This window comes from Bacteroidota bacterium (genome assembly GCA_018816945.1).
In the GTDB taxonomy this organism is placed as follows: domain Bacteria; phylum Bacteroidota; class Bacteroidia; order Bacteroidales.
Genome location: JAHIVC010000071.1, coordinates 77074 through 99772, shown reverse-complemented (window position 1 = coordinate 99772; position 22699 = coordinate 77074). Strand labels below are relative to the sequence as shown.

17 protein-coding genes are annotated in these 22699 nt (G+C 36.4%); 12 read left to right on the top strand and 5 right to left on the bottom strand.

Annotated features, from left to right (window positions below):
* Window positions 1-276 precede the first annotated feature (276 nt).
* Together KKG99_11445 and KKG99_11440 are read right to left on the bottom strand one after the other, a co-directional pair.
* On the bottom strand, window positions 277-1695 hold the full coding sequence (locus KKG99_11445; protein MBU1013613.1) for a dicarboxylate/amino acid:cation symporter: 1419 nt from the start codon (window positions 1693-1695) through the stop codon (window positions 277-279).
* A 37-nt stretch (window positions 1696-1732) separates the two neighbouring features.
* Window positions 1733-2239 (bottom strand): hypothetical protein, encoded by a 507-nt coding sequence (locus tag KKG99_11440; protein MBU1013612.1) that lies wholly within the window; start codon window positions 2237-2239, stop codon window positions 1733-1735.
* Between the two features lie 151 nt (window positions 2240-2390).
* On the opposite strand from KKG99_11440, the gene KKG99_11435 reads away from it, so the two are divergent.
* The 6 genes from KKG99_11435 (at window position 2391) to budA (ending at window position 7489) form a co-directional block, all read left to right on the top strand.
* Window positions 2391-2702 (top strand): hypothetical protein, encoded by a 312-nt coding sequence (locus KKG99_11435; protein MBU1013611.1) that lies wholly within the window; start codon window positions 2391-2393, stop codon window positions 2700-2702.
* A 15-nt stretch (window positions 2703-2717) separates the two neighbouring features.
* Complete coding sequence (locus tag KKG99_11430; protein ID MBU1013610.1) at window positions 2718-3419, top strand: CBS domain-containing protein; 702 nt, start codon at window positions 2718-2720, stop codon at window positions 3417-3419.
* Between the two features lie 91 nt (window positions 3420-3510).
* Complete coding sequence (locus KKG99_11425) at window positions 3511-4896, top strand: aminopeptidase P family protein (protein ID MBU1013609.1); 1386 nt, start codon at window positions 3511-3513, stop codon at window positions 4894-4896.
* Between the two features lie 79 nt (window positions 4897-4975).
* Window positions 4976-5608, top strand: coding sequence for a class I SAM-dependent methyltransferase (locus KKG99_11420; protein MBU1013608.1), 633 nt, complete (start codon window positions 4976-4978; stop codon window positions 5606-5608).
* A gap of 126 nt (window positions 5609-5734) precedes the next feature.
* Window positions 5735-6649: a metallophosphoesterase gene (locus KKG99_11415; GenBank protein MBU1013607.1), complete on the top strand. Its 915-nt coding sequence runs from the start codon at window positions 5735-5737 to the stop codon at window positions 6647-6649.
* A 60-nt stretch (window positions 6650-6709) separates the two neighbouring features.
* Window positions 6710-7489: an acetolactate decarboxylase gene (budA, locus tag KKG99_11410; protein MBU1013606.1), complete on the top strand. Its 780-nt coding sequence runs from the start codon at window positions 6710-6712 to the stop codon at window positions 7487-7489.
* 81 nt (window positions 7490-7570) lie between these two features.
* Here budA and KKG99_11405 read toward each other — a convergent pair whose 3' ends face one another.
* On the bottom strand, window positions 7571-10360 hold the full coding sequence (locus tag KKG99_11405) for a peptidase (protein ID MBU1013605.1): 2790 nt from the start codon (window positions 10358-10360) through the stop codon (window positions 7571-7573).
* 115 nt (window positions 10361-10475) lie between these two features.
* Between KKG99_11405 and KKG99_11400 the strand changes: the two genes are divergently transcribed.
* The 4 genes from KKG99_11400 (at window position 10476) to KKG99_11385 (ending at window position 16017) form a co-directional block, all read left to right on the top strand.
* Window positions 10476-11231, top strand: coding sequence for an SOS response-associated peptidase (locus tag KKG99_11400; protein ID MBU1013604.1), 756 nt, complete (start codon window positions 10476-10478; stop codon window positions 11229-11231).
* Between the two features lie 621 nt (window positions 11232-11852).
* Window positions 11853-14033, top strand: a complete 2181-nt coding sequence (locus KKG99_11395) for a penicillin acylase family protein (protein ID MBU1013603.1) — start codon at window positions 11853-11855, stop codon at window positions 14031-14033.
* Between the two features lie 105 nt (window positions 14034-14138).
* Window positions 14139-15185 (top strand): 4Fe-4S dicluster domain-containing protein, encoded by a 1047-nt coding sequence (locus tag KKG99_11390; GenBank protein MBU1013602.1) that lies wholly within the window; start codon window positions 14139-14141, stop codon window positions 15183-15185.
* A gap of 121 nt (window positions 15186-15306) precedes the next feature.
* A complete protein-coding gene (locus tag KKG99_11385) occupies window positions 15307-16017 on the top strand; it encodes a glycosyltransferase family 2 protein (GenBank protein ID MBU1013601.1) in 711 nt (236 codons plus the stop codon).
* Window positions 16018-16278: 261 nt separating this feature from the next.
* On the opposite strand, the gene KKG99_11380 is transcribed toward KKG99_11385, so the two are convergent.
* Window positions 16279-16929, bottom strand: a complete 651-nt coding sequence (locus tag KKG99_11380) for a hemolysin III family protein (GenBank protein MBU1013600.1) — start codon at window positions 16927-16929, stop codon at window positions 16279-16281.
* A gap of 129 nt (window positions 16930-17058) precedes the next feature.
* Here KKG99_11380 and KKG99_11375 point away from each other — a divergent pair, with 129 nt between their 5' ends.
* Both KKG99_11375 and KKG99_11370 read left to right on the top strand, forming a co-directional pair.
* The gene (locus KKG99_11375; protein ID MBU1013599.1) at window positions 17059-17952 is read left to right on the top strand and encodes a DMT family transporter; all 894 of its coding nucleotides are present in this window, start codon (window positions 17059-17061) and stop codon (window positions 17950-17952) included.
* 107 nt (window positions 17953-18059) lie between these two features.
* On the top strand, window positions 18060-20012 hold the full coding sequence (locus tag KKG99_11370) for a tetratricopeptide repeat protein (protein ID MBU1013598.1): 1953 nt from the start codon (window positions 18060-18062) through the stop codon (window positions 20010-20012).
* Between the two features lie 194 nt (window positions 20013-20206).
* Here the strand turns inward: KKG99_11370 and KKG99_11365 are convergent, their stop codons facing one another.
* Window positions 20207-22582 (bottom strand): ABC transporter permease, encoded by a 2376-nt coding sequence (locus KKG99_11365; GenBank protein ID MBU1013597.1) that lies wholly within the window; start codon window positions 22580-22582, stop codon window positions 20207-20209.
* Window positions 22583-22699: the final 117 nt, after the last annotated feature.

The window sequence follows — 22699 nt, the reverse complement described above, 5'->3', positions numbered from 1 at the left end:
TGCACAAAGAAATCACAGAGATACACGAAGAGAATTTTTGAACAGGAACGGAATCCGCCAATAATCAATAATCAATAATCAATAATCAATAATCAATAATCAATAATCAATAATCAATAATCAATAATCAATAATCAATTTTTAACCTTTGTGTCGCTTTGAGGATTCTTTGTGGTTCTTAGTGTTATAGCTAATAAATCGTTACACAGAGCTGCACAAAGAAATCACAGAGATACACGAAGAGAATTTTTGAACAGGAACGGAATCCGCCAATAATCAATAATCAATCGGTAACTTTTCGCCTTCCAATTTAGCAATCACCACAGAACCACAGGTGTCGCTCCAAACATTGGTTGCTGTCCTGAACATGTCAATTAATCTATCAACAGCCAAAATAAGGCCAACTCCTTCTAAAGGCAAGCCAACTGCTGATAGCACAATGGTGATCATCACCAATCCGGCCATCGGAATACCTGCAGACCCAATGGACGCAAGCAATGCTGTTAAAACGATTATAATTTGCTGCAAAACAGTAAGATCAATACCATAAGCCTGAGCAATAAAAATGGCAGCAATGCATTCATATAAAGCTGCACCATCCATATTGATCGTGGCTCCAAGAGGCAAAGTAAAACTGCTAATTTTACGTGAAACACCCGAATTGTTTTCTACGGCATTCATTGTCAGTGGTAATGTTGCACTGGATGAGGAAGTAGAAAAAGCTGTTAATAAAGGCAAGGTCATATTTTTCATATGTTTCCATGGGTTTACTCTCCCAACTACTCTGATTATCAAGGGAAGCGTGATGAAAAAATGTATTGACATTGCCAGAATGATAGTCCCCATATACAAACTCATGCGCTGCACCAAATGACCAAGATCATCCTGTTCGGCTATGATACTTGATACTATTCCAAAGATACCGAGTGGGGTAAATTTGATGAAGAACATGGTTATCTTCATCATTACATCAAAAATAGCATTAAATGCATCGGTTAAAACCTGCTTGGGACGAGGACTTATTTGGGTTATGAAAAATCCAAAAAGTATAGCGAAAAAGATAACCGATAGTATTTGGTTATCATTAAAGGCCGTAAAAATATTCTCGGGTACGATGTCGAGTATAATTTCTTTGAAAGAACGTTGTTGGTCCATCAAGCCTTCAACTTTATAACTAAAGTTCAGATCGGCCCCTATACCCGGTTTAAACAGGTTTACAAAAAATAAACCGGTGAGTATAGCAATCAAACTGGTTGACATATAAAAAATCATCGTTTTCAAGCCTAGCCTCCCAAGATGTTCAACACTGCCGACATTTGAAATTCCACTGATCAAAGAACTTAAAATAAGCGGAATCATAATAAGCTTGAGCATTTTGAGAAAAAGGATACCCATCCAATCAACCGCTTTGATATAAGAATTTTGAACTGACCATTGAACAATGGTGGAGCCATGTTTTTGATACTGATCAGCCGATAGATGCTTTTTTAATTCATCCTGAAATTCATTTCTACTCGTAAAATCAACATCTTTTATAGATTCGACGGATATTAAAACTTCATTTTCAACGATTCGGTTCGTTAGCTTCTTCATTGTAGATTCGCTAACAGAATAATGATTGGAGAATATTACACCGTAGATGATGGCAAGGATCAATGCGATTAATATTTGCCAATGCAATCGGATTTTCCTCATGTTATCTGATTAAAATAAATATAAGAATTACAAAGGATTAAAATTTATTAAATACCATTACCTTAGGTTTTTCGCCTTTTTCAACGCGGATTCGCCATTCTTTGGTTTTATATTGACCTTGTCGTAATCCCACTCCAATAATCCTGCTTTCCCATGTTGGATTTTTATCTTCAGGCTTGCATTTAAAAGGGAAACGCATACTTATCGCGTCTGGATATATAAAGCCTTCTTTGGCAGACAGACCTTTTCCTGAGGCATTTGAAAACTTTAATTGGGTCCACGCATTTTTAGGAGTTTCAACAAATTCATAAACCGCATTTTCAAACAAGGCGATGTAATCATTGCCCATATTATTCAGTGTTGCCGTAATTTCATACACATCTTGTCCACCGGTCTCTTTGACATAAGTAGCGATAAAACTTAATTCAATATTATTAATTTGTATCACCTGGCCTTCTTCCAAAGTTTGCCAATTTTGTGAATAAACAATGTGACCGGTAAGAATAAACACTCCGATCAGGAAAAATTTTATTTTCTTTTGCATCTTAGATTGATTTTGGGTTGGTTAAAAATACAGATTAGTGATCAGATTCCAAAACAATGTTATGTATTTTATTAAATATTATGGCCATATTCGTCCAAACTTCAGCACAGTTATTCGAATAATTCATAACTTTAAAGATTAAATAATTTGTATGAAGGGCAGGATATTTACTTTAATCATCTTTTTATCCTTTACAATGTTGTGTTTAAATTCCTGCAAAAAAACGGGGACTTGTGACAATGGTGTAAAGGGGTCTTTCAAAAACCTTACCGGACTTGATGGTTGCGGCTGGGTTATTGTTCTCGAAGATAATAATCAGGTCATCGAGCCATCCAATCTACAAGATTTTATGATCGTTCCCTCAGAAGACAAAAAAATATGGGTAAAATATGAGCGTGCCCCTCTTGGAAGCATTTGCATGGTGGGAGAAGTAGTTATTATTAATTGTATCTCAGATCGCTAATTAGCAAAATAGCATATGTCAGACAATGCAGAATTATTTCTTGGAACATTTAATGAATTTGAGAAATTTTTGAAATATACTTATAATCATGGCAAACATGATTCCTTTCGGATTTTGATATTTCAGGCATCCCGTCATAATCCTATGGTAAAAAAATACAAAAACGACTTAATTACCTATGGTGATCTGCGTAACGCCATCATGCATAATTTTGATAAGGACGGAGAAGCGATCGCTGTTCCCAGAGATAAGGTTGTTAAACACTTTAGCGAAATTTGGGAGAAAGTAAAAAACCCGGAAAAAGTAGAAATTTTCTTCAAACCAGTGCACACAGTTAATATTAATGATAAACTTTCGGAAGCACTTAAACTCATTCATGAATTTAAAATTTCACAAATACCGATTACTGAAAATAACGTCGTGATTGATGTCCTTAATAGCTTGCAAATAGTTGAATGGTTATCCGGTTTATCTGAAGTAAAACCATCTGAAACAATAATTAGCGAAGTTTTAAACAATTCAAGTAATCGCCGGAATTTTGCAATCATCCCTTCTGATTTTACAATCTATCAAGCTGCTGAACTGTACAAACAATCTTATAAACAGAACCCTGTTAACCGCTATTATGATGCCTTGCTAATCACCAAAAATGGCACAGAAAACAATCCATTACTTGGGATCATTGTTTTAAAAGATATTGCTGCGTTTCTGAGCTAACACTTTTTTATCACCTAAATATTTTTGATTTGTGGTCCAACTTAGCTAAGTTTGAGGATCATATTAAGTATAATCTTAAATCATTCAGATCATGTTTAAAAAAGAAACTTATATCGCACGTCGTCAGACCTTAAAATCTAAAATAGAATCCGGTATTATTCTCATATTGGGTAATGAAGAAAGTTCCATGAATTATAAGGACAACGGTTATCACTTCCGCCAGGACAGCAGCTTTAGCTATTATTTTGGCTTGAACGTAGCAGGCTTAACCGGAATTATTGATGTTGAGTCAGGAGAAGAATTTATCTTTGGCAATGACTACACCATTGACGATATTATTTGGATGGGGGTATTACCAACGGTTAAGGAACTTTCTGAATCCGTCGGGGTTTATAAAACCGGTCAAATTGCTCTTTTAAACACCTTCTTAAAGAATGCTGTAAAATTTAGTCGTAAAATTCATTATTTACCTCCTTACAGGGCTGAACATCATCTTAAAATTTTCAATTGGTTGGGTATCCACCCGCTTGAGGCTGAAAAAAATGCTTCTTTAGAACTTCGGCTAGCTGTGATTTCTCAACGAAATTATAAAACTGCTGAAGAAATGGTTGAAATTACAAAAGGGGTTAATATTTCGGTAGATATGCACGTAAAAGCCATGCAAATGGTAAAACCCGGGATGATGGAAGCTGAAATAGCAGGCGCAGTTGAAGGTATCGCCCTGGCTAACGACGGTCATGTTGCTTTTCCAGTAATTGCGACCATCAATGGGCAAACCTTGCATAATCATCACCATGGCAACATTATTAAAAGCGGAGATTTATTTTTACTTGATGCCGGTGCTGAAACACCAATGTATTATGCAGGCGATTTATCAAGTACCTTTCCCGTAGATAAAAAATTCACTTCTCAACAAAAAGCTATTTATCAACTTTGTTTAAATGCCCACAATCATGCCATCTCTTTACTAAAACCCGGCAAGCCCTTTAAAGAGATTCACCTGGAAACATGCAAAGTAATTGCAGAAGGGATGAAAGATTTGGGTTTGATGAAAGGTAATATTGATGAAGCCGTTTCAGCAGGAGCACATGCCTTGTTTTTCCCTTGCGGCTTAGGTCACATGATGGGTTTAGACATTCATGATATGGAAGGATTGGGCGAAGAATATGTAGGTTACGACGGTGAATTAAAAAGCACTCAGTTCGGGCTCAAATCTTTGCGTCTGGGCCGAAAATTAGAACCCGGATTTGTATTGACCATCGAACCGGGGATTTATTTTATACCGGAATTGATGGATAAGTGGCGTGTCGAAAATAAATTCATGGATTTTCTTAATTATGATGAAATCAATAAATTCAGAAAATTTAGCGGTTGCCGTAATGAAGAAAACTTTTTGATTACTGAAACCGGTGCCAAACTTATAGGAAAACCAAAACCAAAAAGCATAGAAGACGTAGAAAATATTCGAAATTCGTAAATAAATGAACTATTATCCGGCAGGCTTTGATATACGTTTGCCGGATCAACTAAAGCATAACTCAACAAGCTATCATTGTATGGAAGAAATTACACGTTTCCAGCACTGGGAAAACATCTATTCTACTAAGGAACTGCATGAAGTTGGCTGGTATCAAAGCGTACCAGTAACTTCTCTTAAAATGATTAAAGACCTTAATCTTCTAAAAACTGCAAGTATTATTGATATTGGAGGAGGCGACAGTCACCTGGCTCCCATCCTCATTTCGGAAGGTTATACAAATATTACAGTTTTGGACTTATCTGCAAAAGCAATCGAACGGGCCAAACAAAGATTGGGCAATGATGCAACTAAAATTGAATGGATTGTAAGTGATATTCTGGATTTTAAACCCCATAAAAAATATGATTGCTGGCACGATCGGGCTGCTTTTCATTTTCTTATTAAAAAGGATGAAATTGAAAAATATGTAAGTATTTCGGCGGATGCTATCCATACAAATGGAAGTATTATTATTGGTACTTTTTCTGAGAAAGGACCTACCAAATGCAGTGGGCTGAACATCAGCCAATATTCTACAGATTTACTTAATAAAACATTTAATCCTCATTTTAAACTTAAAGAAAGTCTCAACCCTGAACATAAGACTCCAGGTGGATTTAAACAACATTTTACTTTTTGCAGATTTGAGAGAAACTCTAATAATCATTAGGCTTACCTTATTAGAACAGAATCGAGTTCCATATACGATCCCCTATTTAAACTTGAAAGTTTTTTTTCCTTATAGAATTTTAAAATCGAAATTTTATATCTTTAACAACCAATTAATTAACCTGCTATGAAAAAAACACCATTCCTCATCCCCTTTTCAATAATACTGCTTACGCTAGTTTTATTTAGTGCCAGTTGTCAAAAAAAAGCTTCAAATGATAATTCATTTTCATTTGTATTCATGACCGACATTCATTTGCAACCTGAACTAAATGCGGTACAGGGATTCAGGCAAGCACTGGATACCATCGTTACTATGAATCCCGATTTTATTATCACCGGCGGCGACCTGATAATGGATGCCCTCGGGGTTTCTCACGAACGTGCGGATTCGCTATATAACTTATATCTGGAAGTTACCAACGACTATGACATTCCTTTTTATAACACGATGGGCAATCATGAAATCTATGGAATGTACATCAAGGAAGAAGGTATTGAAAACAACCCGGATTACGGCGAAAAAATGTTCGAAAACAAGATTGGAAAATCCTATCAAAGTTTTACGCATAAAGGCTGGAAATTTATGATTTTAAATTCAGTAGAAGAAAAAGCAAACAAGAAATATACAGGACTGATTGATGATGCGCAAATTGAATGGATCAAAAAAGAATTGAGCAATACCGATAAAAATATACCCATTGTAATCAGCACCCATATTCCTTTGATTACAGCATTTAAACACAGATCTCATGGAAGTACTGTACCCATAGATTCCTCAGGGGTAGTTTATAACTCAAAAGAAGTATTGGATTTATTTAATGACTATAATTTAAAACTGGTTTTACAGGGACACCTGCATATAATTGAAGATATTTTGATTAATGGCACTCATTTTATTACGGGGGGTGCTGTTTCTTCCAGTTGGTGGGAGGGGAAGTACTATGGCTTTGAAGAAGGATTTCTGAAAATCGACATAAAGAACGACGATTTCAGTTATGAATACATTGATTATGGATGGAAGGTGATGAATGATGAATGATGGGTTATGGGTTATGGGTTATGAGTTATGAGTTTGGAATTATATTTAAAAAAAGTTGCCATGTCACGAATAAATTCTATTTTATTTTTGGTTTTAGTCATTGTATTTATATCATGCCAAAACAATGATATTCAGGAAAATGATGCAATTTTTCAAACTTCTACTTTTGATGCATTACTCTCAGGCAATTATGATGGCACGATGAGTTTTGAAGAACTCTCAAAAAAAGGCAATTTTGGTATTGGTACCTTCAATCAACTGGATGGAGAAATGCTCGCACTCGATGGAAATTTTTATCAAATAAAAGCTGATGGCATGGTTTATCCTGTAAACCTTGAAATGAAAACACCTTTTGCCGTTGTGACTCATTTTGTTGCAGATACAAGTTTCACTTTAACCAATGAATTAGATTTTGAGCAACTCAATAAATTAATTGATGGAATTATTCCAACAAATAATATTTTTTATGCCATTAAGGTTGAAGGTAAATTCAATAAAGCGATTACCCGTAGCGTTCCAAAACAAAACAAGCCATATCCACCTCTGGTTGAAGTCGTTAAAGAGCAGCCAATATTCGAATTTATTTCAGAAACCGGCTCCATGGTTGGATTTCGCGTTCCAGAATATTTTGGAGGGGTAAATGTTCCTGCCTATCATTATCATTTTATAAATGAAGATAAGAGCCGTGGTGGCCATCTGCTAAATTGTACCATATCAGAAGTCAAAATTTCTATTGATTTTATTCATGAAATCCAAATCTCGTTGAATAATTCTTCTGGCTTTTATAATTTAAATTTGGTAAAAGACAGAAGTGAAGAAATGGAGAAGGTTGAAAGATAAATTTATTGAAACAGTAAAATGAAAGGACGCCACCCCAATAAAATCGGGATGGCGTCCTTTTTTTTAACTAATTCATATCTGCTACTTTAAAGTTGTACTTTTAGAAGTACTTAAAAACAGTCCGTTAAAAAACAATTTAAAAGTTCCATGCGATTGAGCCCGGTATAAAATTTCGGGTCCGAATAAATACAAATTCCCTTTACCGACTTTTGCTTCTGCAATGGCAACGCCTCCGTACAAACGGTCTTGTCCCCATGCCCATCCGCTGGTTAAAGGTTTATCACTATCGAACCATGCAATCGACTTCACACCCTTTTTATCCGCTTCAGGTTTAAAACGGAAAACCGGGCTTTCATCAAAGAAAATATTTACCCTTTCGTTCATCCCATAAGCAATGGGTTGTTTATTATCCATCCTTACTTGCAAAATGGTAGCAGGAATATAATACACCTCAGGTTTTAAAGAATTACCATCCTTATCAACCATGTGATTGCTCATAGGTAATTTCAGGTGTCCGGCCAAATTCGTCGAACTGCCGATGGCGATAATACTTCCTCCATTGTTCAGAAATGAGATCAATTGCGGGATGGTTTTTGCCGGTGTTATTTGTCCTAACCACGATCGGTATTCTTCAGGTATAGTACTGTCATTCAACTGTCCCCGTCCGAATGATGCTGTCCTTGCTTCACCGGAAGGAATTGCACCGCTCACGAATACGATCACATCATACTTTTTATTCAGATCACCGGCATCAAGAGCCTTTGGATATACAACATCAAATGGAAATTCATATTGTTCCATTATCCATCTTGTCCATCCGGAAGACATGGAACCGCCATAGGTATCCCACAAAGCGATTCGTGGTGAGGATAATTCCAATGCCGAAGAAATGGGTTCCTTCATTGTTCCTTCAAAGTTTATCCCTAATTGATTAGCCATCTCCTCTATAATTTTCAGGCTTGAACTTTTTGCTTTGATATAAATGGTACCCACAGGGTATGTTTTGCCATTTACCTCGATTGGATTTGTCAGCCAAAAAATTTGATGTTTGGATTTTAACAGTCGGTTTGTAACAATCGCTGCATCATTGATTTGGTGAGACAGCAAGAATCCTGTTGCATTTTTTGCATTGGTAACTTTGCCTGGCAATGGAGTTGCCAATCCTTCAATTTTTTCAAAAGGACCTTCTATCCCTTCCATTATCCGTTCGAACTCAATCCCCATTTGATAGGCCAATGTATATCCTGCATTGTCGTATGGTGCAACCGGTGGTCCTCCGGGGTATTGAAAATCATTTGGGTGATCCTGAGGCTCAAACAAATCTAAAATATGTGGCCTGAAAGCCTGATCTGTTTTGAAAATATAGGATCCGACGGGATAAGTTTTTCCGTTCACTTTAAAATCAGCGGTTGCTTGTAATACATCCACTCCATTCTTAATAAAAGTGTTTACAAATTTCGTTGCAGTTGCAAAATCAATCTGATCAGCAGAAACGATGTAAGCTCTTGGATCACGATTTTCGGGCTTTTTAAACAAATCATAATATTTCATCGGGGCTCCGGGCCTTCTTCTTCCTGTAGCTGACAACAATTCTTTTAATTTAGGATCCGCTTTAAGTTCCTTGCTTACTTCCTCCACAATTTTAGGGCGAATCGTCCAACTATCCCCGCTCCCTTTTTGAATATTGTTCTTACCCATTAAATATCTGTTATAAAGTATGGGTTCCCTGTTTCGTGAAGCATAGTCTAAAACAGCCATATCCATTGAAATAGAGTATTGAATGGCATCCTTAAAATAAAGCATTCTAGGGGTTACGGGAAATGGCATATCCGTGCCTAATAGTAACTCTTCGGGATATAGTTCCAATTCCAACGGTGCTGGTGTTCCCTTTATTTCGGTCAGCATCCCGATTTGATTATGAAAATATCCTGTTGTACGCAGATTACCATTGAACCATGTGGAATAATTTGCTTTCGAACGCATTGCACTTCCCGGTAACCCGTCGGCTATTAAACGGCTGTGCATGGCCGTTCCTAACGATTGTATCCCAATTATCAGCAAAGGATCAAAATAGTAATTCACCGGATCCCTGAATGGGGGTACAAAAACGATAGCTCCATTGGGACCGGTTTGATGATGATTGTACATCAACTGCGGATACCATTCTTTGTACATTACACGGGCCATATTCTCGGTTTCGGGTTGGGTAACCATGTACGAATCCCTGTTGTTATCATGGCCAATATACTTTTGATATAAACGGGGCAAATTATTGTAGGATCGATCCTTTTCGTTGTCCTTTCTCATATACCAGTCGGCAACCAATTCCAGTCCATCCGGATTGGCAAATACTGCCAGTAAAATTACATCATCCAGGATTCTTAAAGTTTCAACGTCATTTTTACTGACCATGTTGTAAGCCAGTTGCATCAACTGTTGTGACCCAGCGACTTCGGTGGCATGCAAACCTCCATCTATCCATACAACAGCTTTTCCTTCAATAGACAAAGCTTTTGCATTATCGTCCGTAAGGCCTTTTGCTAATGCTAATTTGGCGGATATTTCCCGATAGTGATCAAGTTTTTTTAAATTTTCGGGTGAAGTGATAATTGCCATAAACTGACGTCTGCCTTCAGCAGTTGGTCCAATATCAACCAGTTTCATCCGATCTGATTCCACATTTAATTTTTCCCAATAATTAACAATTTCGGTATAGTTTATCAAATGATAATCGTCACCAATATTAAATCCAAACTGTTCCTTGGGAGTTGTAATCTTGTTTTGTGCCTGAACAGCAGTAATAAGTGCCAGATTCAATAACAAAAAGGCAAATAAAAAATTAAATACCCTTTTACTTTCATTTTTTTTCATGTTGTGCATATTTAGAAAATTACAGTTTTTTAAGAATCTTAAATTTAGAAAAAATTAAATAGCGCGTACCACCCAAATAATGACAATATATTAACTTAGCAATAAAATCGACCAAATGTGCTATGATGTTCAATCAAAACTTGAAACCCTGCTAAAAAGAGCGATTCGTTTTCATGATGATGAAGGTATCCGACAAATTAAAAAAGAGCTGGCACCATACCTGATAAACCATTACCATGCATCAGGCTTTACCCACCCTTCCTTATTAATTTACCCTGATATAAATTCATCCACTCCGGTTCCATCCGTTTGGGGGTTAATTCCGCATTGGGTTAAAGATCAAAAACAAAAACTCCAATTATGGAATAATACCATTAATGCACGGGGTGAAACGATATTTGAGAAACCTTCATTCAGGGAAGCGGCACTTAAAAAAAGATGTGTACTTTACCTGGATGGATTTTACGAACATCATTACCATAAATCGAAACCCTATCCCTTTTTTATCTCAAAAAAAGATAAAAAGCCCATGGCCATTGGTGGTTTATGGAGCGAGTGGCTCGACAAAGAAAGTGGCGAAATTGTGAACACCTTTACCATCGTTACCACTAAAGCCAATGAAATCATGAAAAAAATCCATAATAATCCAAAATTGGCCGAAGCCCGGATGCCACTTATACTAAATGGAGAGAATGAAGATAAATGGTTGGAACCCACTCCGGATGAAAACATCATCAAATCGATCATTCAGCCTTATACAGAAACTGAGTTGACCTATCATAGCGTTCAAAAACTTAGAGGGAAAAATGCAATCGGAAATATTCATGAAGCTTCTGAGGAATTCATTTATGAAGAACTTGAAGCGTTCTGATCTTTATTGATTCATTATTTTTAAAACCAACTATTTTTGATTTTTGATTTTTGATTTTCAATTTTCAATATTTAATTGACTCAAGTTTCGCGGTTAAACCTATTTAGTGAAAATCAGATAATTAATTTATATTAAAAACATAAAAACTATTGATATATAGTCAATTACAGATTTAATTTCTATCAAAATTCTCTTTGTGTATCTCCGTGACTTCTTTGTGCAGCTCTGTGCAACAACTCATTAGCTATGTCACTAAGAACCACAAAGTGACACAAAGTGACACAAAGATGCCACAAAGTGACACAAAGTGCCACTAAGGTCAAAATTAAATTATATTTCATTGGCTATCAGATATAAGAGTTTGGAAAATTACATGCGAAACTTGAGTAATTGATTATCTAATATCAGCATCTCACTAATCACAAATCACTTTTAACTTTTCACTTTTTATTTTTAACGATAGAATCCGCGCTATGGTCGATGAAATGCCTGACTTGCAGATTTTGCATTAAATTTGAATTGATCTTCACTAATTTTTTATAATTTCATCTGTTCAAATAATCGCACTTAAAATATTGAACTATTGAAAAAAACCAAATTCAATAACATAAATCTACTGACATGAAAATCAAATCAATCCTCAGCTTTTTAGCCTTACTTTTTTTAATCGTTGCTTGTAACACAGCCGATCCAAATCTTTCCAAATGGCAGAAACAAGCCGAAAACATTACCATCATTCGCGACAACTGGGGAATTCCTCACGTTTATGGGAAAACCGACGCTGATGCAGTTTTTGGATTATTGTACGCACAATGCGAAGATGATTTTAATCGGGTAGAAGTTAATTATGCAACTGCGATGGGTCGAATGGCTGAATTTGAGGGAGAATCTTCCTTATCTGCTGATCTTCGGATGAAATTGTACATCGACCCCGTGGAAGTAAAAAAGGAATATGAAAACAGTCCGAAATGGTTAAAAAAACTAATGGATGCTTTCGCCGATGGGATTAATTATTATTTATACACCCATCCCGAAGTTAAACCTAAAATTATCACTCATTTTGAACCCTGGATGGCTTTGACTTTTAGCGAAGGAAGCATTGGTGGCGATATCGAACAAATTTCAACCCGTGATTTAGCTTCGTTCTATTTGAATAATACAAAAAAAGAAGTAGCCGAAGTCATTATTGATCAGGATACTGAACCAAGAGGATCGAACGGATTTGCGATCTCACCTAAGAATACAGTGAACGGAAATGCGCTTTTCCTAATTAATCCCCATACTTCTTTTTTCTTCCGGCCGGAAGTTCACATGACCAGTGAAGAAGGCCTAAATGCTTACGGTGCCGTAACCTGGGGACAGTTTTTCGTTTATCAGGGTTTTAACGACAAATGTGGCTGGATGCATACTTCAAGTGCCGCTGATGTGATTGATTATTATTACGAAACAATCGTGGAGCAAGATGGCAAGTATTTTTATAAATATGGTGCAGAATTAAAGCCGGTCATCGAAAAAGAAATCACTTTAAAATATAAGGATGGTCAAAAACTATCAGAGAAAAAAGTAACTGCCTATTACACGCATCACGGGCCTATCATCAGAGAAGCTGGTGACAAATGGGTTTCGATCAGTTTAATGGTTGAACATGAAAAAGCATTGACCCAATCGTATATGCGGACTAAAGCAAGCAGTTACGACGAATTTTACCAAACCATGGAAATAAAAACCAATTCGTCGAATAACACGGTTTATGCAGATGCAGATGGGAATATCGCCTATTTCCACGGCAATTTTATGCCCGTACGAAATGAAAACTATAATTGGAAAGGCATTGTTGACGGCAGCGACCCTGAAACAGATTGGAAAGGATTACATGACATCAAAGATATGATTCATGTTTTAAACCCAGAAAACGGGTGGATCCAAAATTGTAATGCAACCCCGTTTACGGTTTCAGGCAATTTTAGTCCGAAGCGCGAGGATTTTCCAACCTATATGGCACCTGATCTTCAAAACTTCCGGCAATTGCATGCTGTGATGGTTTTGGAAAATCAAACAGATTTTACTTTAGAAAAATTGCGTGACGCAGCATATGATTCTTATCTTCCCGCTTTTGTATCATATATTCCTGCTTTATTAGATGATTATGCGAATTTAAACTCTTCGGATGAAAAATTAAAAGACGAGCTGCGTGAGCCCACCGAAGCATTGCGAAAATGGGATTTGCGTTTTTCAGAAGAATCTATTGAAACTTCACTTGCCGTTTATTGGGGACAAGAAATGATGAATGCTGCGCGGATATTGCAAATTGCCCCGGAAATAAATGTTTACGATTATTTAGCCAATGGCATGAGCAGTGAAAACAGGTTAAACTCATTGTTGTTGGCAGTTAACAAATTAAAAAATGATTTTGGAAGCTGGAAAACACCTTGGGGAGAAATTAACCGATATCAGCGTGTAAACGGCGAAATTGAACAACCTTTTAATGATAATCTGCCAAGTTTGCCTGTTGGATTTACATCTTCCAGATGGGGATCGTTGGCCTCTTTCGGCAGCCGTGCATACCCGGGAACAAAAAAAATGTACGGAACAAGCGGCAACAGTTTTGTTTGCATAGTTGAATTTGGAGAAAAAATTATTGCAAAAAGCAGTTTGGCCGGGGGCCAGAGTGGCGATCCAGATTCTCCTCATTTTGCCGACCAGGCATTGGATTATACCAAAGGGAAATTTAAAGATGTGAACTTTTATAAAGCAGATATTGAAAAAAATGCCGAACGGACTTATCATCCGGGAGAAAAATAAAATTTATTAAAAGGGATGGCTTCCGCCTTTTAGCGGAAGCCATCCCTTTTTGTATTTCTTTACATTTAAAACTAAAAATTAAAAAAATAAGCATTTATCAGTTAAATGAACTACGAGCAAATCATCCTCTATTATTTTTCGGGTACCGGAAATGCCCGGAATGCTGCTCATTGGTTTGTGCAAGTAGCTGAGGAAAAACAGTTGAAAACCAGGCTGATCAATATCGACCGCTTCGATCAAATTGAAATTCCGGATACGGGCAAAAAAACATTGATTGGGTTCTGTTCGCCAACGCATGGGTTTAACTTCCCTCCCATCATGCTTAATTTCATCCTAAAATTTCCCCGCTTAAAAAATGCAGATGTTTTTATCATGAATACGCGTGGAGGATTAAAACTCTCCAAGCTTTTTTTGCCCGGGGTGAGTGGAGTCGCACAACTATTACCTTCCCTGATTTTACTCTTTAAATCTTATAAAATCGTGGGCATGCAGCCCCTCGATTTACCTTCAAACTGGATTTTTCTGCATCCCGGTTTAAAAGCAAAAGTTGTTGATTCGATAACTCAAAGAATTAAAAAAATAACCAAAAAATTTGCGTTAAACCTGCTGGAAGGAAAACGAAAATATAAAGCTTTGCTCAGTTTGCCCATTGACCTTGCCATGATCCCCATTGCTTTTGGTTATTATTTTATCGGGCGGTTTTATCTGGCCAAAAGCTTAGTAGCAACCAACAATTGCAATTCATGCATGAAATGCATCAATGAATGTCCTGTTGAAGCAATCAAACTAAAAAAACAATTGTTCTGGTCGTACAAATGCGAAAGCTGCATGCGTTGTTTAAACAATTGTCCGAAAAAAGCCATACAAGTGGCCCATACTTTTTCAATCGGCCTCCTGCTTCTCAACTTTCTAATTATTATTCCGGCAATCATGTTTCTATTTAACGACTTAGGCAATGATCAGATGGGTGATCCGTTGTTGCTGCTGATCATTTTACGCATCACAAAATGGATCGTATTTATCACTTTTGTTTTCCTGACGTATCGGATTCTGAATTATTTGATGCGATTCAATTGGATCAACAAAATGGTTGAGTTTACCTCTTTTAGTAGATATAAATTTTGGAGAAGATATAAAGCACCTAACTATTAAGATTTTGGGATGGCGTCCCTTACGGGAAGCCATCCCAAAATTCACAAGTCATTTTCGCGGGATTTTTATCGCAGTGAAATCGATTGATTTTGACTAATTTTGTATCCCAAAAATAAACAGAATGCCAGAAGCAATTGTCATCACACCGGTTAAAGATTCGATAGAGACGACAAATCTTACTATTCAGGCTATTTCCAAAGCAAAAGGAAACTTCAAACATTTCATATTTAATGATTTCAGTCAACCCGAAACCAAACAGTTTCTGGAAAAAGCTAAAACAGAATACGGATTTCAAATCATTCATCTCGAAGATATTACTTCAACTCCTTCGCCCAACTACAAACTTGTGCTTGAAACAGCTCAAAAAATGGCTTTGGAAAAAGAATGTCCCTTAATTATTATTGAATCAGACGTAATTATTAAACCTGACACTTTATCCGGATTGCTCGAAATCTTAAAAATCAAACCGAAATGCGGTTTAATTGGTGCCATTACTGTTGACCAATCGGGCGAATATAACTTTCCGTATACTTTTGAAAAATCCAAAAGCGATGAGATTATAAGTACGTCGCATAGTTTGAGTTTCTGTTGTACACTTATTTCCACTGAATTTCTTCGGAAATTTGACTTTAAAATACTTTCTCAAAACAAAGATTGGTTCGATATCTACATCAGCAGGCAATCAAAAAAACTTGGATTTAACAATTACCTGGCAAAAGGACTTGAAGTTTTGCACCTCCCTCATTCAAGCCGACCGTGGAAGCACTTAAAATACACGAAACCTGTACTCTACTACTTTAAAAAGATATTTTACAGACGCGACCGTATTTAAATGACGAAAAGCATATTATATCTTTTGTTTTCCTAAGTTATCGAATCCCATAGAGTCGCCATCCCAAAATTCATAAACATTTTAATAAATTTAGGTAGAAGACGTTATACATTAGACATCAGATACTTAAAATACCTATCATTGCAAGCTTTACTTCTATTTTCTAATATCTAATAACTAACGTCTTATTAGCTCTAAGACTAAATTTCAGACATATTGAACCAGTTTCATAAGAAATGCTCAGATCGAACTGAGGTTAAATTAATTAATTGGGAGTAAATATAAAAATGCAAAGAAATGGCAGATGCTTCCACCTAAAATAAACAAGTGAAAAACGAAATGGAAAAATGGAATCTGCTTTTTGATATAGAATACCACTCCAGCACTATAGGTTAAGCAGCCTGCCAGTAAAAAATAGAGTGAAGTATTGGGAACATTCTGAATAACAGGAACAATGGCAATAATAATGAGCCAACCCATCCCTACATAAAGCCAGGCAGAGAGTTTACGCCATCGATGCGTATAAAACCAAACTTTAAAAACGATACCGGCTATTGCCATGGCCCAGATTAATCCAAATATAACCCAGCCAAATGCACCCTTTAATGAGATCAGCGTAATCGGGGTATAGGTTCCTGCAATCAGGATATAAATGGCTGAATGATCAAACTTATTGAGTATATACTTGAATCGTAGATTTTTAGCTGAATGAAACAAAGTAGAGGCTAAATACAAGGTGATCATACTTGCCCCAAAAACCGAAAAGCTTACCACATGCCAGGCATTCCCATATATCGCACCAAAAACCACCAATAAACATACCACAGCTAATGCTATCCCTATACCAACTGCATGAGAAATGCTATTGGCAATTTCTTCAGCTCTTCTTATTTTTTTTGATTTATAAACCATTATTAAATAGCATAAATAATTAAGCTCAACCTTCTTACAAAATTAAATCTTTTACATCAACTAAGGAGGGCAAAAAAAATATTATTGAAAATTTGTACTTATATTCGCACCCACAAATCACTTGCCCGAATGACTAATTACTATGGCGAATACGCCGCACTGTTAACAGCTTTTTTCTGGACCATCACAGCCATGGCTTTTGAAGTGGCCACCAAACGTGTTGGCACTTATTCGGTGAATATGATTCGTTTAACATTCGCATTCATTTTGTTAGCAACGCTTTCTTATTTTAGAAGGGGAATGCTTTTGCCAATGGATGCCAGCACCCATGCTTGGGTTTGGCTCTCCGTTTCAGGATTGGTTGGTTTTGTATTGGGCGACCTTTTCTTATTCGCCTCCTACCCTATTATAAGCTCCAGAACTGCTATGTTGTTCATGACACTTGCACCACCCTTAGCGGCTATCTTTGGATTTTTCGTTTTAGGAGAAGTGATGACCCTGCTCAGTATTTTAGGGATGATTCTGGTTGTTTCGGGTATTGCAATTGCAATTTGGAGTAAACCCGAAGGATCAAAGAAACGCAGTCTTAATATTCCGATAAAAGGCGCAATCTTCGCTTCGCTCGGAGCACTCGGTCAGGCCGGAGGTTTAGTTTTAAGTAAATACGGTATGCGTGATTATGATCCATTTGCTGCAACCCAAATACGAATTATCGCAGGAGTGATCGGGTTTATGATCGTCATCAGTTTATTGAGAAAGTGGAAAAATGTAATTACCACATTTTCGAACACAAAAGCCATCAGCCGCATTGGGATAGGTTCATTTTTCGGCCCTTTCCTTGGAGTTTCATTTTCATTGATAGCCGTGCAAAACACAAGTGCCGGTATCGCATCGACACTTATGGCCATTGTACCTGTTTTAATTATTGTTCCAAGCGTAATGATATTTAAACAAAAAATAACCCCAAGGGAAATTTTTGGTGCGATACTCAGTGTAGGTGGAGTAATTTTATTTTTTGTTTAAAGAAGGTGTTAAATTATCATAATTCCTCAATTTCTGCTTAATTATTCGGATTAAGTGTTTAATTTTATTAGCAATAAATGTATCGTAACATTAAGCGCAATTTTTACATGAGATTTTCTCGGGTTATTATTCTCCTTATACTAACAACTTTTTTAAATTTTGGGGCAAATGCACAAATTCGTTCCAATTTTTTGCAGTACGGTAATATCGAACTCCGAAACGGGAACTATCTTCAAGCAATTGTATACCTGAATCAGGCCATTCAACTTGAATCAAATTCATACTTCGCTTATTATTTGAGGGGGATTTCAAAATTCAATCTGGATGATATTTCAGGCGCAGAAATGGATTATACCACTGCCATTAACCTGCTCCCCTATTATGCTGAATTTTTCCATAACAGGGCAATTGCACGCTCTGTTTTATTAAGGTATGACGAGGCTTTTCAGGATTACACAAAAGCTTTAAAAATTGATTCCACCGACGCTTCCATCTATTTTAGCAGGGCCAAAACCTATATGAATATCGATAAATACGATGAGGCCATTAAAGATTGTGATAGGGCCATTTCACTAAAATACAATCATGAAAGTATCTATATCTTAAGGGGGAGTGCAAAAGCCGGAGGGAAATATTACGAGGAGGCAATTAAAGATTTGAATCTGGTTTTAGAATATAATCCTGAATATATTATGGGATATATACAAAGAGGTAAAGTATGGATTGAACTCGAAAAGCCTGATTCGGCAATTGCAGATTTCAATTTTGTATTAGCCAGAGACACCAATAATTCGTATGCGTATTTTAGTCGGTCTCTCGCAAATATAAAAAAGAAGGATGATAAGGCTGCCCTTGCTGATTTGGATCATGTGCTGCGGATTTCGCCCCGAAATTCCTATGCTTTATTTAACAAGGCTATTATTAAGATCAACAATCAGGATTTACGCGGTGCAATAGAAGAACTGGATAAAGTAATTAAAATAAACCCAAAGAATATTACAAGTTATTTTTATCGGGGTAAATTAAAATCCGATTTAAAAGATTATGCCGGTGCACTTGAAGATTTCAATAAAACCGTGGAGATTCATCCGGAATTTTCAAACGGGTATATGGAGCGATCGATGATCAAAAACAGGATGGGATTGTTTGATGAGGCAAAGAAAGACAACGACAAAGCTATAAAATTAGGCAACCTGACTGATTTGGAAACGAACAATCTGACACCGGAAAAAATTGCCTATCTGAATAGTTTGGTTCATTTACGTGCCGATTTTACTGAAATTAAGGATAGCAAAAACATGCCCCAATATCAGTATTTCGACATTGATATGTTGCCCTTATTCCAAAAATCAATTGATGATACTCCTGCTTTAAAAGAAAAAATTTATGATGCATATCAGAAACCGGTTTATGATGAATCTTTAATTTCATTGACAAATAGCCCGGTGCAACCAAATGTTTCTGAAATTTCAGTTAAAATTGAGGAACTTACTAACCTGATTAATACAAGTCCTGGGCAATCATCAAATTATTTAAACAGGGCAAACCTGTATGCAGCAATTCAAAATTTCAATGATGCATTTCGCGATTATGATGCTGCCATTGAAAAAAACCCCTCTAATCTCCTTGCCTATTTTAGTCGTGCCAACAGCAATTATTTATTGACTGAACTAATAAAATCAATTGGTTACAAACAACAAGCGATAACTATTAGTCAGGAACAAAAAGAACCTGAAAAGAAAGAGGATAATTCGAATAATGAATACTTGGTTAAAGCTTTAAATGATTATAAAAAGGTATTAAGGTTGGATCCAAACTTTGCTTATGCCTATTATAATAGTGGATATGTAAATTGTATTATGGGCGATTATAAAAATGCCGTAGATGATTTTACATATGCAATTCAACGAAACAATACTTTTGCAGAGGCATATTACAACAGGGGTTTAATCCTTATTTTTCAGAACGAAAACAAAATAGGTTGCCTGGATCTAAGTAAGGCAGGAGAATTGGGAATCCCAAATGCTTATTCGGTAATGAAACGTTATTGTCATCAATAATCTGAGTTACTGGTTACCCTGCTTGCGGCAGACAGGTGGTTACTCGTTGCTGGTTACCCTGCCTGCGGCAGGCAAGTGGTTGCTGTTTGCTTGATATTAAGTTTCTTTCATTTTACATTTTACATTTTACATTTTACATTCATCATTTTTCATCCTCTAACAATCCAAGTATTAATCCAATCAATAATCAATTACTACTCGTATTTTATCGCATCTACCGGGTTTTTACTTGCTGCTTTATATACTTTACCAATAATAGTGATGACTGAAACGCTTAAAATAACTATAGTAGGAATAATGAATGTGCTGATACTGGCACTTTTATAAACCTGATAAATACTAGATAAAAGCATCTCTGACAGATAATAACCCAATACTGAACCCAAAACTGATGAAATAAAAATAATGTATAAAAATTCACGATTAAGTAAACTTATGATATGAAATACCGGTGCCCCCAGTACTTTTCTGATCCCGATTTCTTTGGTTCGTTTTATAACTTTTAAAGAAACCAGAGTGTATAATCCAACCAGCGAAAGCAAAACCGAAACGATCGCTAAAAATAAAAATATATCTATAATATTATTGTTCACGGATTTAGATTCAGCCAATCGTTCTTCCTGCAGAAAGCCTGGATATACGGCATTAGGGATTAATTTTTCCCATTCAGTACGCATATATTTATTCAATTCTTCCAGATTTTTAGGCTCGGCCTGAACCACCAAGGTTCTCATTCGCTCTTTTACGCCAAGTTTTAACATGGTGGGAGTTATTTCGTTCCAAAACCCAAAAGGATAAAAATTTCGAACAACACCAACTACGGTAAGTTCAGTAGTATCATTTTCTCTCAATCTCTGCCCGATTGCCGATTCCCAGCCATATGCTTCCACAAGTTTTTCATTAACGATGATGGCCTTTTCTCTCTCAGATTCTTTAAAGTCCTGATCAAAATAGCGACCATCAACCAATTCAAAACCCATAGTCTCAAAATATCCTTTGCCGATATCAAAAGCGGTCACTTCATGCTCTTGTTCGGCACCCCAATTAAGTGTACGATTGTAACTTGACCAGCTGACGTGTTCTTCGGCCCAGCCCATTTTATTAATCATGGGATTTTGACTGATGGTATTTCTGAAGAGCTCAAGAGTGGGATTATTACTAAAAGGCACCGCGATGATTTTATCTTTCGCATATCCCATTGATAAATTCTCTTGAAATTTTGCGTTTTGTGTAAATATCACGGTGGAAATAATCCCTGTTACAGCTAATAAAAATTGTATCACCAACAAAATTTTTGAAAGCAACCCTGCCCCACTTAACTTAACATTTCCTTTCAAAATATTTATCGGGTTAAATTTGCTTACATAAAAAGCAGGGTAAGATCCTGCAGCAAGTCCTGTAACTATTAGCAAAACAAAGAGAAAAAACCACAATTTTCCGCCATCAGCAAAATTAATTGCTATGGTGTACTCCCACATTTTGCTCCACTCATCAATCAAATAAGATCCAATCAGCAGGGAAGCAAGTAACGCAATAAAACATAAAACTATGTTTTCTCCCAGAAACTGGATCATGGTATGAATACGTAAGCCACCCATTACCTTTCTTAATCCTATCTCTTTTAAACGACGACTTGAAATTGCCAAAGCTGTATTTGTAAAGTTCAAACACGCTAACAGCAAAATGAGTATTGCCATGATGCTGGGTGCAGCAAAAGCCGCAGGATGCAATCCTTGCATAAGCCCATAATTCCATGTATTCCTGGCCGTATTCGGAATAACTTTCATTGGTTCGAGATGAAAACTTGCAACCTTTAAATCCTCTCTGGCTCTATTTTGAATTGGTATAAAAGTTTGTAAGTGATCTTCAATATTTTTCACATATTTCTTATCCGGAATTAAAAGGAAAGTGCCTGAAATCCATGCCCTCCAATTATTCTCGTCAAGATTATTCATTTCAATAAAATTATCAATGTGGGTTAAAACACTGAATTGGAAGCTTGTATTTTCCGGCAAATCTTTGATAATCCCACTGACTTTAAATGTCCTTTCTTTACCATCGTTTAAAAAAACACTGATCATTTCACCTATCGGGTCCTTATCACCGAAACAAGTCTGTGCAAATTCTTCTGTTAAAATTGCACTTCGCGCGTCATTTAATGAATTTGCATCCCCCCGTAAAAAAGGATAATCAAAAACATCGAACATATTTTCATCAGCAAAGCCAACAATATTGCTGAATATTCTATCCCCATACCTGATAGCCATTCTGCTACGTTGAACCCTGATAATTTCATCTACTCCAACCATCGAATTGCCAATTGCCGGCTTTAACGAAAGTGGATTCATTCCAAATCGTTGCATCCGACCATTGATATTTTGAACAAATCCAACCTTATAAATTTCATTTTTATGGCTAATCACCTTATCAAAATCAACGTTCCAACGATAATTATAATAAGCAACAATACAACTGGCCAATGCAATTCCCAATCCAATTACATTGATAATTACGAAAAATTTATTTTTCAGGAAGTTCCGAAAAGTAATTTGAAGAAAGTTTTTAAACATAGGATGTTAGGTTTGGTTAATAGGATTATGACATATGACGCATTAAATTATTAATTGTTACACTTTTTAATTTATCATATAAACATAACGCATTTAGTACGATGCAATACATGGTAC

What these genes read in the sequence shown, in the direction of transcription:
- KKG99_11370 (MBU1013598.1), top strand. Translation starts at nt 18,060, where the DNA reads ATGAGATTTTCTCGGGTTATTATTCTCCTTATACTAACAACTTTTTTA.
- KKG99_11420 (MBU1013608.1), top strand. Translation starts at nt 4,976, where the DNA reads ATGGAAGAAATTACACGTTTCCAGCACTGGGAAAACATCTATTCTACT.
- KKG99_11365 (MBU1013597.1), bottom strand. Translation starts at nt 22,582, where the DNA reads ATGTTTAAAAACTTTCTTCAAATTACTTTTCGGAACTTCCTGAAAAAT.
- KKG99_11395 (MBU1013603.1), top strand. Translation starts at nt 11,853, where the DNA reads ATGAAAATCAAATCAATCCTCAGCTTTTTAGCCTTACTTTTTTTAATC.
- KKG99_11425 (MBU1013609.1), top strand. Translation starts at nt 3,511, where the DNA reads ATGTTTAAAAAAGAAACTTATATCGCACGTCGTCAGACCTTAAAATCT.
- KKG99_11435 (MBU1013611.1), top strand. Translation starts at nt 2,391, where the DNA reads ATGAAGGGCAGGATATTTACTTTAATCATCTTTTTATCCTTTACAATG.
- KKG99_11375 (MBU1013599.1), top strand. Translation starts at nt 17,059, where the DNA reads ATGACTAATTACTATGGCGAATACGCCGCACTGTTAACAGCTTTTTTC.
- KKG99_11445 (MBU1013613.1), bottom strand. Translation starts at nt 1,695, where the DNA reads ATGAGGAAAATCCGATTGCATTGGCAAATATTAATCGCATTGATCCTT.
- KKG99_11380 (MBU1013600.1), bottom strand. Translation starts at nt 16,929, where the DNA reads ATGGTTTATAAATCAAAAAAAATAAGAAGAGCTGAAGAAATTGCCAAT.
- KKG99_11390 (MBU1013602.1), top strand. Translation starts at nt 14,139, where the DNA reads ATGAACTACGAGCAAATCATCCTCTATTATTTTTCGGGTACCGGAAAT.
- KKG99_11430 (MBU1013610.1), top strand. Translation starts at nt 2,718, where the DNA reads ATGTCAGACAATGCAGAATTATTTCTTGGAACATTTAATGAATTTGAG.
- KKG99_11400 (MBU1013604.1), top strand. Translation starts at nt 10,476, where the DNA reads ATGTGCTATGATGTTCAATCAAAACTTGAAACCCTGCTAAAAAGAGCG.
- KKG99_11440 (MBU1013612.1), bottom strand. Translation starts at nt 2,239, where the DNA reads ATGCAAAAGAAAATAAAATTTTTCCTGATCGGAGTGTTTATTCTTACC.
- budA (MBU1013606.1), top strand. Translation starts at nt 6,710, where the DNA reads ATGTCACGAATAAATTCTATTTTATTTTTGGTTTTAGTCATTGTATTT.
- KKG99_11415 (MBU1013607.1), top strand. Translation starts at nt 5,735, where the DNA reads ATGAAAAAAACACCATTCCTCATCCCCTTTTCAATAATACTGCTTACG.
- KKG99_11405 (MBU1013605.1), bottom strand. Translation starts at nt 10,360, where the DNA reads ATGAAAAAAAATGAAAGTAAAAGGGTATTTAATTTTTTATTTGCCTTT.
- KKG99_11385 (MBU1013601.1), top strand. Translation starts at nt 15,307, where the DNA reads ATGCCAGAAGCAATTGTCATCACACCGGTTAAAGATTCGATAGAGACG.